At 55.8% G+C, this 15195-nt stretch carries 17 protein-coding genes; 2 read left to right on the top strand and 15 right to left on the bottom strand.

The window, feature by feature from the left end:
* Positions 1-2 precede the first annotated feature (2 nt).
* Both ccmB and ccmA read right to left on the bottom strand, forming a co-directional pair.
* Positions 3-728: a heme exporter protein CcmB gene (ccmB, locus tag ACN0V1_RS11755; RefSeq protein ID WP_417545176.1), complete on the bottom strand. Its 726-nt coding sequence runs from the start codon at positions 726-728 to the stop codon at positions 3-5.
* On the bottom strand, positions 718-1356 hold the full coding sequence (gene ccmA, locus ACN0V1_RS11760; protein WP_417545177.1) for a cytochrome c biogenesis heme-transporting ATPase CcmA: 639 nt from the start codon (positions 1354-1356) through the stop codon (positions 718-720). The genes ccmB and ccmA overlap by 11 nt, the downstream gene beginning before the upstream one ends.
* Before the next feature lie 125 nt (positions 1357-1481).
* On the opposite strand from ccmA, the gene ACN0V1_RS11765 reads away from it, so the two are divergent.
* On the top strand, positions 1482-2840 hold the full coding sequence (locus tag ACN0V1_RS11765; protein ID WP_417545178.1) for a flagellar hook-length control protein FliK: 1359 nt from the start codon (positions 1482-1484) through the stop codon (positions 2838-2840).
* On the top strand, positions 2837-3145 hold the full coding sequence (locus ACN0V1_RS11770) for an EscU/YscU/HrcU family type III secretion system export apparatus switch protein (protein ID WP_417545179.1): 309 nt from the start codon (positions 2837-2839) through the stop codon (positions 3143-3145). Before ACN0V1_RS11765 ends, ACN0V1_RS11770 begins: the two co-directional genes overlap by 4 nt.
* A 13-nt stretch (positions 3146-3158) precedes the next feature.
* Here the strand turns inward: ACN0V1_RS11770 and ACN0V1_RS11775 are convergent, their stop codons facing one another.
* The 13 genes from ACN0V1_RS11775 to flhF form a co-directional block, all read right to left on the bottom strand.
* Entirely contained in the window at positions 3159-3551 is a 393-nt protein-coding gene (locus tag ACN0V1_RS11775) for a DUF2802 domain-containing protein (RefSeq protein ID WP_417545280.1), read from the bottom strand.
* 68 nt (positions 3552-3619) lie between these two features.
* On the bottom strand, positions 3620-4108 hold the full coding sequence (locus ACN0V1_RS11780; RefSeq protein WP_417545180.1) for a chemotaxis protein CheW: 489 nt from the start codon (positions 4106-4108) through the stop codon (positions 3620-3622).
* A gap of 133 nt (positions 4109-4241) precedes the next feature.
* Positions 4242-4997, bottom strand: a complete 756-nt coding sequence (locus tag ACN0V1_RS11785; RefSeq protein ID WP_417545181.1) for a chemotaxis protein CheW — start codon at positions 4995-4997, stop codon at positions 4242-4244.
* Positions 4990-5787, bottom strand: a complete 798-nt coding sequence (locus tag ACN0V1_RS11790; protein ID WP_417545182.1) for a ParA family protein — start codon at positions 5785-5787, stop codon at positions 4990-4992. Before ACN0V1_RS11790 ends, ACN0V1_RS11785 begins: the two co-directional genes overlap by 8 nt.
* A 98-nt stretch (positions 5788-5885) precedes the next feature.
* Entirely contained in the window at positions 5886-6668 is a 783-nt protein-coding gene (gene motD, locus ACN0V1_RS11795) for a flagellar motor protein MotD (protein WP_417545183.1), read from the bottom strand.
* A gap of 19 nt (positions 6669-6687) precedes the next feature.
* Entirely contained in the window at positions 6688-7428 is a 741-nt protein-coding gene (locus tag ACN0V1_RS11800; RefSeq protein WP_417545184.1) for a flagellar motor protein, read from the bottom strand.
* Positions 7428-8597, bottom strand: coding sequence for a protein-glutamate methylesterase/protein-glutamine glutaminase (locus ACN0V1_RS11805; RefSeq protein WP_417545185.1), 1170 nt, complete (start codon positions 8595-8597; stop codon positions 7428-7430). The genes ACN0V1_RS11800 and ACN0V1_RS11805 overlap by 1 nt, the downstream gene beginning before the upstream one ends.
* A 119-nt stretch (positions 8598-8716) precedes the next feature.
* Complete coding sequence (locus tag ACN0V1_RS11810) at positions 8717-10813, bottom strand: chemotaxis protein CheA (protein WP_417545186.1); 2097 nt, start codon at positions 10811-10813, stop codon at positions 8717-8719.
* 17 nt (positions 10814-10830) lie between these two features.
* Positions 10831-11616 carry a protein phosphatase CheZ gene (locus ACN0V1_RS11815; protein ID WP_417545187.1) on the bottom strand — a complete coding sequence of 262 codons (786 nt, stop codon included), beginning with the start codon at positions 11614-11616 and terminating at the stop codon, positions 10831-10833.
* 20 nt (positions 11617-11636) lie between these two features.
* Entirely contained in the window at positions 11637-12020 is a 384-nt protein-coding gene (gene cheY / locus ACN0V1_RS11820) for a chemotaxis response regulator CheY (RefSeq protein ID WP_072796801.1), read from the bottom strand.
* Positions 12021-12180: 160 nt separating this feature from the next.
* Positions 12181-12924 (bottom strand): RNA polymerase sigma factor FliA, encoded by a 744-nt coding sequence (locus ACN0V1_RS11825; protein WP_417545188.1) that lies wholly within the window; start codon positions 12922-12924, stop codon positions 12181-12183.
* A gap of 29 nt (positions 12925-12953) precedes the next feature.
* The gene (locus ACN0V1_RS11830) at positions 12954-13766 is read right to left on the bottom strand and encodes a MinD/ParA family protein (RefSeq protein ID WP_417545189.1); all 813 of its coding nucleotides are present in this window, start codon (positions 13764-13766) and stop codon (positions 12954-12956) included.
* Between the two features lie 72 nt (positions 13767-13838).
* Positions 13839-15158, bottom strand: a complete 1320-nt coding sequence (flhF, locus tag ACN0V1_RS11835; protein ID WP_417545190.1) for a flagellar biosynthesis protein FlhF — start codon at positions 15156-15158, stop codon at positions 13839-13841.
* Positions 15159-15195: the final 37 nt, after the last annotated feature.

The raw sequence follows: 15195 nt of genomic DNA on the forward strand, positions 1-15195 counted from the left end.
TTTTACCCATTAGACAAGCTGATTCTCAACGCTGCTGCTGCTGCAAACGGCGCCAAAGTCAGCGCCAGCATAAGGAAAGCGCCCATAAGTGCCAGGTAGGCTCCCACAGCCGCGCCGTCCGCTGCTGCCGCAACTGTACCCGTGCCGAAAATCAGCACAGGAATGTACAGTGGAATGATCAGCAGGGACAAGAGCACGCCTGCGGATCGCAGCCCAAGCGTTAAAGCAGCGCCAATGGCGCCAATCAAGCTCAGTACTGGCGTACCAATCAACAGCGTTAGACACAAAACAGCGATAGAGTTCCCGTCGAGGTGCACCATTACTCCAAGAACGGGCGTCAACACGACCAGAGGCAACCCCGTTAACATCCAGTGCGCCACGGTTTTTGCCAGAATAAGAAGAAACAGCGGTTGCGGCTGGAGCACGAGCTGCTCCAGGGTGCCATCATCAAAATCGTGGCGGAACAAATGATCCAGTGACAATAATACAGAAAGCAGAGCCGCCACCCAGAGAATGCCCGCTCCCGCTTCACGCAGAAATGAAACCTCCGGGCTGACCCCAAGAGGAAACAGAGTAACAACCATCACAAAAAACAGCAGCGGGTTAAGCAGGTCCTGGCGCTGTCGGAATGCTACTTTCATATCCCGCGCAAAAACGCCTTTCATGGCAGCCAGCGCCCCAACACTGCTGCTGGCTAAACGAACCGCAGGGCGAACCTCAGCGTTCATGGAGCCCCCCGGCGCCAAGAGTCAGTCGGTGCATGCCCGGCAATGCCAGATCATGGTGAGTGGTAACCAGCACGGCGCCACCCTCGGCAGCGCGCTGCTGCAAAAGTGCCTCGAGGGCTTTTACGCCATCTGCGTCGATGGCAGTGAATACTTCATCGAGTAGCCACAGCGGCTCATCAGCAACCAGCAAGCGCGCCAACGCAACCCTGCGCTGCTGGCCGGCAGACAGGTTGCGACAGGGTACATTTTCATAGCCTGTCAGGCCGGTGCCCTGCAGCGCCTGACTCAATGCCGCATCAGCTACTGGCCTACGACCGGCCATCAAGGCCCGGAGGTTTTCCGTGGGGGTAAGGAGGGGTTTGATACCCGGGCGATGCCCGAGATAGAGCATGTTCCGGAGAAACGCCTCTCGCTGGTTGGCTACCGGGGTTCCGCACCACTTCAGTTCGCCTGTCCACGCATCGTTCAGGCCGGCCAGTATTTTCAGCAGCGTCGTCTTGCCGGAGCCGTTTGGCCCCTCGACACGGGTTACCGTACCGGGCAGTATGGAGAAGGATAACTCACGGAAAAGTATCCGCTTGTCCCGTTCACACTGCAGATTGACAGCCTGTAGTAACGGCTCGGACATCAGGGCCCCGTAATCAGGTCGATGCGCATATTGCATCGGGTGTGTTCACGGCAAAAGTTGCCGGCGCGGCGTATTATAACGAAAGCGCCTACAAAATACTCTTGTCTGGTATCAAGTCAGCAGCGATGAAACTACCCAGCGGTCAACAGCCCCCTGCACCCCCGGTACCGGTTACCCCCGGCCCCGCAAAAACCACTGACACCGGGCAATCAGGCCGGGAAACTGCCGTTTTGTCTGCCCGACAGCAACTGGACCAGCTTCAGCTTGCGAACCGGGAAACCATGCTGGCCCGTGTCGCGGAAATCATCCAACGTCAAGGCAGCGGTAGTGCCGAAGTGCTTCTGGACGTGCGAGGCAAACCGCTTCAGGTAAGCGCGGCCATTGGCGCCACGGAGCTGACGCCCGGGGACTGGGTGAAAGTGATGCGCGCCGGCAATGAACTGCAACTCATGGGCAAGCTGGCGCAAGCCCCGGAAGCCACCATTGCCCGGGCTCTTGCCCAACGTATGCCCTGGCAGCAGAGCCTGGACAGCGGTCTGGTCAAGCTGATGACCGCACTGAACCGCGGCGTTATTCCTGAACTGACGCCCGGCCAACTCCCTAAAACCCGCAGCCCGCAACCGCTGCCCGAGGCTGCACGACAGGCTCTCGAAACGCTGCTTGCAAGACTGCCTGTCAGTAATACCCTGGCACCGGGCGCTGGAACGCAGAACAACACCGTGCAACAAATACGGCAATGGATCGCGGAGAGCGGGCTGTTCGCAGAATCCCGCCTGACTCAGACGCCATCCCCGGCCCTACCCGACCTCAAGCTTGCCATTGGCCGTATGATCACCGCCCTGCTGGCTGAACAAGGCGGCGACAAGGCAGTTTTGTTCAACCGCCTTACACCACTGGCCAGCCCCGGGCTGGTTCAGGCACCTCTGCAGTTCCCGCAGGCTCTGACATCAACGCCGCCCGCCATGAGCTCCGAGCCCACATCAGTGGGGCAGACATTGCGAATGTTAGCCGGCATGCTGAACCGCATTACCGTAAACCAGTTACACAGCCAGATACTGACTGCCAGAGGCGGGGGTGACGCACCTGCGCCCGCCTCAACCTTGCTCATGGATTTACCTTGGGTAACACCTCAGAATGAGCCCAGAGTGGCGCAATTGCGCGTAGAACAGCACAAGGACGAGGCCTCTTCAAAAGGGCGCGACCACAAGCGGGCGGCCATCAGCGAATGGCGCCTAAATCTTGCCATTGATCTGGAACAGGCCGGCGCCCTGAATTTTGAAGTTTCCCTGCGCCAGCAGGAAATCAGCGCACGGGTGTGGGCAGAAAAACAGGACACGCTGAAACAGGTGAACGAAGAGCTGCCATTACTGAGGCGAAGCCTGTCGGAGCTGGGGCTGGAAGTTACTGACCTTGAGTGTCGCCGTGGCAGCCCGTCGTACCCGACAACGAAGCTGGAACACAGACTGGTGGATACCCGGGCATGAAAAAGCAAAATGAACGTCAATCCTCCAGCGCTGCCGTTGCACTTAAATACGACGGTGAGAAGGCTCCGACCATAACGGCTACGGGTACGTACGAACTGGCCGATGAGATTATCAGGATCGCCAGGGAGCACAATGTGCCTCTGTATGAAAACGCAGAGCTGGCTGGCATTCTTGCGCGCTTGTCCCTGAACGACGAAATCCCCGAAAACCTTTACCGGGTTATTGCTGAAATTCTTGCGTTTGCCTTTCATATCCGCGGCCGAACGCCCGAAGACGCCGGCGGCGATTCAACAGAAACTTTATAGCAGCTTTGCTATCTCAGGCCGCCTGGCGCTTTCTCAATGCTGATACAAGCTCGGCCTCAGGACGGGATATCCCGCAGGTATTCATAAGATCGTCTATATCCGCACCAAGATCCACGAGCCGTGAAGCTTCGTCGTAGGAGATGCGTAACGGGTCGTTCTGGCGCATCTCGTCAATGGTCGAGCGCAGCTCATGCAATTGTCGCTCGCAAACTACGAGACGCTGGCCCACCCCCATACTGCCGCTCGCTGTGGCATGCAGCTCACGGCCGAGCGTATCGCAGCGCTCCTTGAGTGTGGCTTTCAGTTGCCGGTTTTGACGCCCGAGCGTCACACCCTGGGCAAAAACCAGAAAAAGCGCTACCGAGGTCAGCACCCACGGAATATAAGAAGGAATTTCAGCAAACATGATGGACGTCTCCGGTTTATTTGCCACGGAAGGCGTCCATCATAAGGTCTGTCCGGTATAACTCCGGTTCACAGCCCTGAGATTTCAGCCCATTCGTGGTCTGACAGCATTTTGTCGAACTCGACCAATATGATCAGTTCACCACCTTTGTTACACACACCCTGGATAAACCGGGCACTTTCTTCGTTACCCACATTCGGTGCAGTCTCAATTTCACTGGCTTTCAAGTACACAACCTCGGCCACAGAATCCACCAGAATGCCCATTACCTGATCGGCAGATTCCATCACCACTATCCGGGTCGCGTCTGTTACATCCGCATCCGCCAACCCGAAACGGCGGCGAGTGTCGATAACCGTCACCACATTACCCCGCAGATTGATGATACCGAGCACGTAATCCGGAGCACCGGGTACTGGCGCGATTTCCGTGTATCTCAGCACTTCCTGAATCTGCATAACGTTTAGACCATAGGTCTCGTTATCCAGCCGGAAGGTCACATACTGCAGTACCTGATCGTCCTGGGCCTGACTTTGCTGTCCGCTCGGGGATGCCATAACCTGTATCTCCTGTTCGGCTGCCCGGCGGGCAACCTGATCGTCAAAAAAACATCATCAGTGCCCAATACTATAATCAAGGGCACAAACCGTGCCAGCATGGCACCGTTTCATTCCGTAACCGGCTTGCCGGTCAGCTCAGATCAAGATGCTGTTCCCGTTCGGCACCTACCAGCAAGTTCGCCATGGTGCGCACATCAACAAGGGCACACATCTGTTCAATTACCGTTCCCGCCAACCATGGCCGCTTGCTGCGCGCCGTGCGCCAGCGCACATTATCCGGGCTTAGAGTGAACGACTGAGCCACGTCATCACAGGCCAAGCCCCACTCGCTATTGTCTAACCGGATAACAAACCGGTAGTTGTCCCGGGCATTCACCGGCACCCTGCCGGCCATAATCCACTCGGCCGTATCCACAACTCTCAGATTCTCTTGAGTGCCCGGGCGGATCCCCATATACCACTTGGGGCTACCGGGAATTGGCCGGACTTCCTCTTCAATCCGGTGGATAGCACCCAGCAGCAGGAGCGGAACTGCAAGCTGCAGGCCCGCCACGGTAAAAATCAGGCACTCAAACGGGCGGTGCGACCACTCAGGGCGCGACACCGGCATTTCCGATGCCGGTTCCGGCGCGGAAGCAACGACAGCAACAACCTCTTGAACTTGCTCCGGTTTCGGCGACGCTTCCACTCGGGGCGCTGGCCTGGTCCGCAACACCGGCTTCTGCACCGGTGTCGGTTTCGGCTCAGGTTTCATTTCGGGAACTGGCTCCGGCTCGCGAACCTCTTCATGCAACGCGGTGTCGGTTGCCGTATGCAGCAATTCATCCAGATAGCTGGCAATGGCACTGGCCGGACCCGCCAGCCTTGTCAATTTTTCGTCAGTCATACTGACGCTCCTTCCCTGCGCCTGTTCTTGCCAGCAAATCGTCCAGCAAGTGCCGATACGCCCGCACGCCATGAGTCTGCGCGTCCAGTTTTGACGGCACTATGCCTGCCTGGCTGGCATCACGGAATTTGGTATCGACAGGCACCGCAAACCTCCACAGGGTGTCCTGATAGGTTTTTCGCAGCTGGTTCACGCTCTTGATCGAAGCCTGGGTACGTCGGTCGAACAAAGTTGGCACAATGGTATAAGGAAGTTCGTTCTTCTGGGAGCGCATGATCATCTGCAAAGTATGCAGCATGCGCTCAAGTCCTTTGATCGCGAGAAACTCGGTCTGCACCGGAATAACGAGGTGCTGTGCTGCCGCCAGGGCATTCACCATCAGCACGCCCAATGATGGCGTGTTATCCAGGATGACGTAGTCAAAATCGTCCCATAGCTGGGTGAGCGCGCGTGACACGATAAGCCCCATACCCTCAGCGCCGACCATCCGACGCTCCAGCGTCGCCAGTGCCGTGCTCGCGGGCAGCAGCGACAACCCGGGGCAACTGGTTTCGGTAATAAGCTGGGCAGGCAAACCCTCAGGCACTTTGCCTTGGTGCTGGAACAGGTCAAAAACACTGTGCGCGAGGGTATCAGGGTCGTACCCGAACCAACTGGTAAGCGAACCATGAGGGTCAAGATCAACCACGAGAACGCGCTTGCCGCGCTCTGCCAGCAAGCCGCCCAATGCGACCACCGAGGTGGTTTTACCCACACCACCTTTCTGATTGGCTACTGCCCAGATTCGCACGTTTTTTCTCCGAAAAGTACGGTATTACGACCCACTGAAAACCAGTTGTACTCCGGTTTATCGGCCAGAGGTTAAACAACTTGAACGGGAACGGAACCCTAGCGCATGATTCCCCGAACACTGGCCTCCCGGGAGACTAAAAGCACCACGCGGCGGTTTCGCCGGCGCCCCTCTTCAGTGTCGTTGCGAGCTAAAGGCTGATACTGTCCATACCCGACCGCTGCCAGTCGTTCGGGCTCAATGCCATCCATGCCCAGCATGCGAACAACCGCAGCCGCTCTTGCCGCTGAAAGCTCCCAATTCGAGGGAAAGCGGGTCGTACGGATGGGCTGATTGTCGGTGAAGCCTTCAACCTTTACTGCGTTATCCCGGTTCCTGAGAACCCTGGCGATTTTTTCGATCACTCCAAACGCGTCATAGTGCGGCTCGGCATCACCGCTGCCAAACAACAGACTGTCCGGCAGATTAAGTGCCAGCCAGCGCTCATTGGTTTCAAGCGTTACCACCCCACGATTGATCAGATCACCAAACTCCATTGCGAGCTGATCTGCCATGGTACGCAATGCTTCAGTGCGCTCCTGAATTTCTTGCTCCGGGTTTCGGGGAGCTTCTGTGACCGCCGGAGGGATAACATCCTCCGACACAGCCACTTCAGAAGGCGGGGGCTGATCGCCGATTTCTATAGGCTGAAAGGATCGCTGAGGTGCGTTGAAAACGCCCGTAAGCGTTTCTGAAAGCACCTTGTATTTGCCCTCATTTACCGAAGACACTGAGTACATCACCACAAAAAACGCAAACAGCAGGGTTATGAAATCCGCATAGGAAATCAACCAACGTTCTTTGTTGTGCAGATCATCCTGAGGTTGCCTGCGACGCCGCATAAATAGGAACCGGGTTTGCCTACTGCAGGAAGCCCCGCAGCCGCAATTCAATGGATTTAGGGTTCTCACCCTCCGCAATGGCGATAAGGCCATCAATCATCATGTCTTCGTATCTCGAGCGCTCCTTCACCAGCCCGCGAAGCTTGTTGGCAACCGGAAAAAACAGCAGGTTTGCCAGTGCTACGCCGTAAATAGTTGCTACGAAAGCCGTGGCAATCCCGTTGCCGAGCGATTCCGGGTCTTCAAGGTTGGTCATTACCTGGATCAGTCCCATAACGGCACCGATAATACCGATCGTCGGTGAATAGCCGCCCATGGCTTCAAACACCCGGGCAGACTCCAGATCCCGCTGCTCACGGCACTCCAGATCAATATCCATGATGCTTCGGATTGTTTCTGTTTCTGCCCCATCCACCAGCAGCTGCAAGCCTTTGCGGGCAAAGTTTTCCGGCTCTTTCTCAGTCAACCCCTCAAGCCCAAGCAGGCCTTGTTTACGAGCCTTTACGCTCCAGTCGATTACCTTGCCAATGCCGTCTTCGATACTGATGTAAGGAGGAACAAACACCCATTGGGCCTGTGCGAAGGCTCTTTTCAGGGTCGGCCAGGAGGTCTGGAGAATAGTGGCCGCCAAGGTGCCGCCAATAACGATAATCGCCGCAGGGCCATTAAAGAGGGAACTCAGCGCCCCACCCTCAAGCAGGTTGCCACCGAGAATGGCGGCAAATGCCAGAACAACTCCAAGCAGGCTGAGAAAATCCATCAGCTAACGCCCTCAATCAGCCTCGGGGCTACGTCATCAAGAGCCAGAACCTCATCGCTCAGGCCCGCTTTCGCAACGGCCATGGGCATACCGTAGATCACCGATGATTTTTCATCCTGAGACCAGATTTGCGAACCACTCTGTTTCATCATGCGGCAGCCTTCCCGGCCGTCTGACCCCATTCCCGTCAGGATCACACCCAGTGTTTTTCCCGGGTATGCGCGTGCCAGAGAACCAAAGGTAACGTCCACACAGGGCCGATAATTCAGCCGTTCGTCTCCGGGCAAAATACGCACCCGGGGCTGTCCACCGCGGTTTTCAACCATCATCTGTTTGCCGCCCGGTGCCAGCAATGCCAACCCTGGACGCAAAATATCGCCGTCCTCAGCCTGGCGAACTTCTATCTTGCACAGCTTGTTGAGACGCTCTGCAAACGCTGGAGTAAAACTCGCTGGCATATGTTGAACCAGCACAATGGGCGAAGGAAACGTTGCCGGCAGTGCCGCCAGAACTCGCTGGAGCGCGACAGGCCCACCGGTAGAGGTGCCGATACCGACAACAGCAAAGTGCCTGGCCGGACCTTTTCGTGAGGGGCGACTGGGTACGCCCTGCGCACTCTGATCGCCCGATGGCAGCGGTCGCGTGTCCGGGCGGCCCGGAGCTGAAGGCCTGGAAAAAACCGTGCCCGAGGCTGACTGATCGGGTCGTGAAGAGTGAGAAGAAGATTGAGACGGCGATTGATAAGTAGAGTGCGAAACCCGACTGGAAGGCCGGCTTCGCGCAACATCAAGCACGCGATCAATCAGAATTTTCTGCAACTGGCTGCCATCGCGGGCAATTTCTTCAAAGTTTTTAGGCAGAAAGTCTACGGCCCCGGCTTCGAGTGCATCCAGCGTAATTCTGGCACCTTCATAGGTAAGGGAAGAAAACATCAACACCGGCACAGGGTGCCTTTTCATAATCTCACGCACAGCCGAAATACCGTCCATGATCGGCATTTCGTAATCCATGGTAATAACATCCGGGCGCAGTGATTCAGCCAGCTCAACGCCTTCCCGGCCATTGGACGCAACACCCACCACCCGAATCTGTCCGGATGCAGTCAGTATCTCCGTCAGCCGTTTGCGGAAGAACCCTGAATCGTCGACGACCAGGACAGAAACTGTCATCCGTTTCTCCTACCAAAAATATGTTGTCCCACAGAGTCTTCAGCGATCATGAAGAGCCCTCAGCGATCATGAAGAGCCCTCAGCTACCATGAAGCGCCCTCAGCTTTTATGAAACGCCGTCAGCTGTAACGCTGCAACAGGCTGGGAACATCAATAATAAGCGCGATACGGCCGTCGCCGGTGATCGTGGCGCCAGCCATACCGGGTGTACCCTGAAGCCCGCGCCCAAGAGGCTTGATAACCACTTCTTCCTGGCCCACCAACTGATCAACTACAAAGCCAACCTGGCGGGTGCCCATGGACACGATCACCACATGGCCATTTTCAGATTCACCCTTGGCGACAGAGCGTTTAACCAACCACCGCTTTATATGAAACAACGGGAACACCTTGTCGCGCACAACAATGCATTCGCGGCCGTCCACAATATTGGTGCGGGTCAGATCCAGATGGAAAATTTCCACCACATTCACCAACGGCAGCGCAAAAGACTGGTTGCCCAGCATGATCATCAACGTTGGCATGATTGCCAGGGTCAAAGGCACCTTGATGATGATGCGTGAACCTTTGCCCAGCTTTGAAACAATGCTGAGCTGACCGTTGAGCTGGCCGATTTTGGTCTTGACCACATCCATACCCACACCGCGGCCAGAAACGTCAGAAATCTGCTCTTTGGTGGAAAAGCCAGCGGCGAAGATCAGGTTGAAACACTCCGTATCGGTCAGGCGATCGGCTGCATCCTGATCGTAAATTCCTTTCTCCACGGCTTTGCGTCGCAGTACTTCCGGATCCATACCGGCGCCATCGTCATCAATAGACAGGAGAATATGATCCCCTTCCTGCTCTGCCGAAAGCGTGACTGTACCCTGCCGCGGCTTGCCGGCTTTTTCGCGCACGTCCGGCGCTTCAATGCCGTGATCCACCGAGTTCCGCACCAGGTGGACAAGTGGATCCGACAGCGCTTCGACGAGGTTTTTATCGAGATCGGTGTCCTCGCCGTGCATGACAAGGTTCACTTCCTTGTTCATGCCACGGGCAAGATCGCGAACAACACGCGGAAAACGGCCGAATACTTTCTTGATCGGCTGCATCCGGGTTTGCATGACAGCGGCCTGCAGGTCTGTCGTCACGACATCAAGGCTGGATACCGCTTTGTGCATGTGCTCGTCTTCGCTCGCAGAACCCAGCCGCTGCAGCCGGTTGCGTACCAAAACCAGTTCACCCACCATATTCATAATGTCGTCAAGACGCTTGGTATCGACGCGTACAGTGGTTTCTGCAACCGGCGCTTGCTCTCGGGCGGGTGCCGCAGGCGCAGCTTTTTCAGGAGCCTGTTTGGCGGCCGGCTTTGAATCAGACTTGCTTTTCGCAGGTCCGGGGCCGGGTTCTGCTTTTATCTGTGAAGGTTCATCGGGTTTTTTTCCGCTACCGGTTGTTGGGCTGCCGCCCTTGCCGTGCAGCTCGTCCAGCAGTTTTTCGAATTCATCGTCGCTGATTAGCTCGCCACTGCTGCTTGTTGCCGGGCCACCTGAGCCTGTTGCGCCGGAATCCGCGGCCGGGGCTTCCGGCGCTGCAAATTTGCCTTTGCCATGAAGCTCATCCAGCAAGGCTTCAAATTCATCATCGGTAATCTCATTGCCGGCGCCATCACTGTTGTTGCCAACTGGCTGCTCATGCGCCTGGCTCGCACCTGCCCCGGCGGCGGGAGTTTCCCCGTGCAGAGCATCAAGCAGTTGTTCAAATTCCTCGTCGGTAATATCACCGCCATCTGCCCCGGCTTCCGGGGATTCTTCCCGGGATTCGCCTGACGCTTTCGCAACGGCATCCTGCGGCAAGGCCAGAGCGTCCAGTGCGGCGATCAATTGATCAGGCGCAGGCGTAAGTTCTTCCCGATTGCGCACCTGATCAAACATGGCGTTCACGTGGTCCAGAACTTCCAGGACAACGTCCATAAGCTCTGAATCCACCTGCCGCTTATGGTTGCGTAGAATGTCGAACACATTTTCTGCGGAGTGACAGCAGTTAACAAGTGCCTCAAGCTGCAGGAAACCTGCACCACCTTTGACGGTATGAAACCCACGAAATATTGCGTTGAGCAGGTTGCTGTCATCAGGATGTTGCTCAAGATCGACAAGTTGCTCAGACAGTTTTTCGAGAATCTCTCCGGCTTCTACGAGGAAGTCCTGCAGGATCTCATCATCGGCATCAAACGCCATGGGTTAACCTCTTAAATTCAGAAACCGAGACTGGACAACAGATCATCTACGTCGTTTTGCCCCGAAACTACATCTTCACGCTCTTCAGCCTTGATCTGAGGCCCCACGCCCTGCTCAGCAGATACGTCCGGGCCTTCAATCTGATGAACGGTGCCGGTGAGCCTGTCGACATGGCTGGCCATGACAACAAGGCTGAGCATCTGCTCTTCCACGTCTTTAACCAGCGTCGTGACACGCTGAATCACCTGTCCGGTCAGATCCTGAAAATCCTGCGCCAAAAGAATTTCGGAGAGGCTGCTGTAAATCGTATCGGCGTCCTGGGTCAGGCTTACAAAAAAGTTGTCAATCCGACCGTATAGTTCACGAAACTCCGCAGGTTGCATTTCACGGCGACGCAAACGCTGCCATTCCTCCCGCAAAGCGGTCGCTTCGTCACGCATTGCATTGGCTACGGGCATACTTTCTTCAACCAGATCCATGGTGCGATTGGCAGCCTGGCCGGTCATCTGGACAACGTAGGCAAGCCGATCTGAGGCGTCTGTCATCATCGACAGAACTTCCTTCTGTTCGGGACTGCGTGGGTCTATCTGGAAATTCCGGATTGATTCATGAAGCGATCGGGTCAGTCGTCCCACTTCCCGATACAGACTCTGATCCCGGACCTCGCCCAGCTCATTGATCAGGGTCATAGCGCCGGCATAATCTCCGCCTTCAACGCATCGGCTAAGCTCTGCCGTCTGCTGCCGGAGCTTTTCAGTTACTTCCGGCTCGAGACCCCGGTGGATCTTCTCGTTATCACTCATGCGATCCATCCAATCTCTGATTACTGGATTCGTTCAAAAATTTTCTCAATTTTTTCCTTGAGAACAGCGGCGGTGAAAGGCTTCACCACATACCCATTCACGCCGGCTTGAGCAGCCGCCACAATCTGGTCGCGTTTGGCTTCGGCCGTAACCATCAACACCGGGAGAGTTTTCAGATTGTCATCGGCCCGCACTGCCTTGAGCAGATCAAAGCCAGACATTCCAGGCATGTTCCAATCTGTCACCAGAAAATCGTATTTACCGCTTTTGAGCATAGGCAAAGCCGTGTTGCCATCATCAGCTTCATCCGTATTGGTGAAACCCAGATCACGGAGCAGGTTCTTGATAATCCGCCGCATTGTGGAGAAATCATCCACAATGAGAATTTTCATGTTCTTGTCCAAAGGGACCTCCAGTAAGTAAGACCCGGAATTCGTTTGACCTTTGCGCTCAAAATTTGGCAGGCCGCTGATTTAAGCACTTATTGTCTGATCTTTATCACGGTTGTAAAGCATCGGTTACCAAATACTACACTCCAGTACGATCGGGATACCTGAGCCGGGCCTATTGGCCATCCTCATGGCGCCATTCCGAGAGCCTGCCACGCAGTCGCAGCGCAGCTTGACTGTGAATCTGGCTGACCCTGCTTTCGCTGACGCCCAACACAGCGCCAATTTCCTTAAGGTTCAGCTCCTCTTGGTAATACAGGCTCAGAACCAGCTTTTCCCGCTCTGGCAGCTGCTCAATAGCCGCTGCCAGATTGCTGCGAAAGGAATCAGAAGCCAGTCCGTCCAGTGGATTATCACGGGTCTCTGTTTCTCCTATCGGCAGCTCTCCGGATTCATTTAGCTCATCAAGGCTAAAAAGTCGCCCACTGTTCGAATCAGACAAAGTGGCGTGGTATTCAGAAAGCCCCATACCGAGCTCTTCGGCAACCTCCGCGTCCTGGGCTTCACGTCCCAAACGATTTTCAACTGCCTTGATAGCCTGGGCAACGCGGCGCCCGTTCCTGTGAACAGAGCGCGGCACCCAGTCGCCTTTGCGGATATCATCCACCATGGCACCCCGGATGCGGATACCGGCATAAGTCTCGAAAGTTGCGCCTTTGGTGGAACTGTAGCGTTGGGCAGCCTCAAGCAAACCGATCATACCGGCCTGCATAAGATCATCGAGCTGCACGGATGCGGGCAGTCGCGCCAATAGATGGAGAGCAATTTTCTTGACCAGGGGCGCGTGCGTCTCGATCAGCTCTGAAGAGCTCTTTGCGCCTGCCTGGCTGTAGATTCCCAAATTTTTCGTCAATGTCATGTATCCGGTATTGTTTGACGGGATCGGTTTCAGACTTCGACGAGTCGCTCCACAAAAAACTCCAGATGTCCGCGAGGGGATGAAGGCAGCGGCCAGCTTTCCACTTTGTCGGCCAGAGCCTTGATCGCGAGCGATGCCTTGGCCCGGGGGTAGGCTTCCAGCACGGCTTTCTGACGTTGGACCGCTTTTTTCACGGCTTCGTCGTACGGCACCATACCCACGTACTGTAGTGCCACATCCAGAAAGCGTTCAGTAACCCTGGTCAGTTTTTCAAACAGGTGGCGGCCTTCCTGCTCATTTGCCACCTGATTGGCGAGAATGCGGAAGCGGTTGGTACCGTAGTCGCGATTCATCAGTTTAATCAGAGCGTAAGCGTCGGTAATCGATGTCGGCTCATCGCAAACCACCATCAGCAATTCCTGGGAGGCCCGAAGAAAACTCACGACCGACTCGGAAATGCCGGCTGCCGTGTCCACGATAAGCACATCAATCTGATCGCCCAGCTCGCTGAACGCATTGATAAGGCCAGCATGCTCCATTGGACTGAGCTGAGTCATGCGTTGCGTACCGGACGATGCGGGAACAATTTTGATACCACCTGGGCCATTAACCAGTATGTCTCTGAGATCGCACTCGCCCGCCAACACATCCTGTAACGTACGGTTAGCTGTAATACCAAGCAGCACATCAATGTTGCCAAGACCCAGATCGGCATCAAGCAAAACTACACGTCTGCCCTTCTGCGCCAAAGCAATACCAAGATTGACCGACACGTTACTCTTGCCGACACCGCCCTTGCCGCCGGAAACTGCGATCACCTGTACCGGATGTGGTTTGCTCATACTGTTTATTGTCTCTCGCAACGGTTAGCCGGTTATGACTCATAGCTGGGTACAACGCGGATCTTCACGGTCTCATGCCATTTCACGCGGCCGCTCTGCGCCCCGTAAGCGCTCTGCTGCCGCCTGTTGTTGAAGCGTTTTAAGACGCTCGACTGCCAGGCGAACAAGCGGAACCGCTTCGGCATGGTGCAAATCTTCCGGAATTTTCTGACCATCTGTGTAGTAGGCCACCGGTAATCCGGTCTCCATTACAAAGCCCAGAGATTCGCCCAGCGTCAGGGCCTCGTCGATCTTTGTCATCACGCAGCCTGTAAGACCTGCCATCTTATAGCAATGCCATACGGATTTCATAATACGCGGCTGACTGGTTGCCGAAACAACCAGGTGTGTGCGCACTTTGTGGTGGCTGCGGGCAAGCTCCGCCAGCTGCTCCTGATAGCCCTTGTCTGAGCTGGTCAGCCCCGCAGTATCAATCAGTACCAGATGACGATCCGACAAGTCATCAAGAATATCATCCAGTGTGTGGCTCTCGTCTACCACTCGAACCGGCACGTTCAGAATACGGCCAAATACAAAAAGCTGCTCATGCGCGGCAACCCGATAACGATCGGTGGTAACCAGCGCCAACGAATCGGCGCCGTGCTTCAACACATAGCGGGCAGCCAGTTTACCAATCGTGGTGGTCTTGCCGGAGCCCGTAGGGCCGACCAACGCATAAACGCCTCCCTCGTCGAGCCACTCTTTATGCGGAGTTCGCACACCGGTGACGAGCATTTTCAAGGACTGCTTCCAGCCGTCCTCCAGCTTCCCGCCTTTGTGTCGGCGGGAGAGAGAGCCTGCCAGGTCCGCGCTCAGGCCAAACTCCTGCAGCCGCTCCGCAAGCCGCTGCTGAACTGCATTGACGCCAGGCTTTTCTGGCTCTTTACGCTGGCCACTCATAAGATCCCGCAATGAGCTGATTTCTGCACGCATACGGGCAAGCTCATCGGAATAGTCGGTATTACTGCTGGCGCCCGTCGAGCGTGGTTCATCAAAACCATCACTCGCTGCTTTATGCAGCTCCGCAAATGAAGCGTCAGCATAGCCCTGACTGCGCATTGCGCGATTTTCGCGAACATCGCGAATACGGGAACGGGAGCGGCTTAACTCATCTTCCAGGCGGCGGTGTTGCTCTGCCTGCATTTCACCGAGCCGGGATCCGTTGGTGGCTTCTATCGCTTTATCGCCCAAGCTTTGGCGCGCCATATTTTCGTCGTAATCCAGCGCACAGACAATCTCGACGCCTCCGTCGACCCGCCGGTTAGAAAGGATGACAGCATCCGGCCCCATCTGCTCATTTACCTGTTTCAGCGCTTCGGCCATGCTTTTGGCAAAAAAACGTTTCACTTTCATGTTATTGCATCCTCCACCGGCAACGCTGTTTTGGCGC

It is taken from the genome of Marinobacter sp. (assembly GCF_048266785.1).
Taxonomy (GTDB): Bacteria; Pseudomonadota; Gammaproteobacteria; order Pseudomonadales; family Oleiphilaceae; genus Marinobacter.

Excerpts from the sequence above, each read along its gene's own strand:
- ccmB (WP_417545176.1), bottom strand. The coding sequence starts at position 728 with ATGAACGCTGAGGTTCGCCCTGCGGTTCGTTTAGCCAGCAGCAGTGTT.
- ccmA (WP_417545177.1), bottom strand. The coding sequence starts at position 1,356 with ATGTCCGAGCCGTTACTACAGGCTGTCAATCTGCAGTGTGAACGGGAC.
- ACN0V1_RS11765 (WP_417545178.1), top strand. The coding sequence starts at position 1,482 with ATGAAACTACCCAGCGGTCAACAGCCCCCTGCACCCCCGGTACCGGTT.
- ACN0V1_RS11770 (WP_417545179.1), top strand. The coding sequence starts at position 2,837 with ATGAAAAAGCAAAATGAACGTCAATCCTCCAGCGCTGCCGTTGCACTT.
- ACN0V1_RS11775 (WP_417545280.1), bottom strand. The coding sequence starts at position 3,551 with ATGTTTGCTGAAATTCCTTCTTATATTCCGTGGGTGCTGACCTCGGTA.
- ACN0V1_RS11780 (WP_417545180.1), bottom strand. The coding sequence starts at position 4,108 with ATGGCATCCCCGAGCGGACAGCAAAGTCAGGCCCAGGACGATCAGGTA.
- ACN0V1_RS11785 (WP_417545181.1), bottom strand. The coding sequence starts at position 4,997 with ATGACTGACGAAAAATTGACAAGGCTGGCGGGTCCGGCCAGTGCCATT.
- motD (WP_417545183.1), bottom strand. The coding sequence starts at position 6,668 with ATGCGGCGTCGCAGGCAACCTCAGGATGATCTGCACAACAAAGAACGT.
- ACN0V1_RS11800 (WP_417545184.1), bottom strand. The coding sequence starts at position 7,428 with ATGGATTTTCTCAGCCTGCTTGGAGTTGTTCTGGCATTTGCCGCCATT.
- ACN0V1_RS11805 (WP_417545185.1), bottom strand. The coding sequence starts at position 8,597 with ATGACAGTTTCTGTCCTGGTCGTCGACGATTCAGGGTTCTTCCGCAAA.
- ACN0V1_RS11810 (WP_417545186.1), bottom strand. The coding sequence starts at position 10,813 with ATGGCGTTTGATGCCGATGATGAGATCCTGCAGGACTTCCTCGTAGAA.
- ACN0V1_RS11815 (WP_417545187.1), bottom strand. The coding sequence starts at position 11,616 with ATGAGTGATAACGAGAAGATCCACCGGGGTCTCGAGCCGGAAGTAACT.
- ACN0V1_RS11825 (WP_417545188.1), bottom strand. The coding sequence starts at position 12,924 with ATGACATTGACGAAAAATTTGGGAATCTACAGCCAGGCAGGCGCAAAG.
- ACN0V1_RS11830 (WP_417545189.1), bottom strand. The coding sequence starts at position 13,766 with ATGAGCAAACCACATCCGGTACAGGTGATCGCAGTTTCCGGCGGCAAG.
- flhF (WP_417545190.1), bottom strand. The coding sequence starts at position 15,158 with ATGAAAGTGAAACGTTTTTTTGCCAAAAGCATGGCCGAAGCGCTGAAA.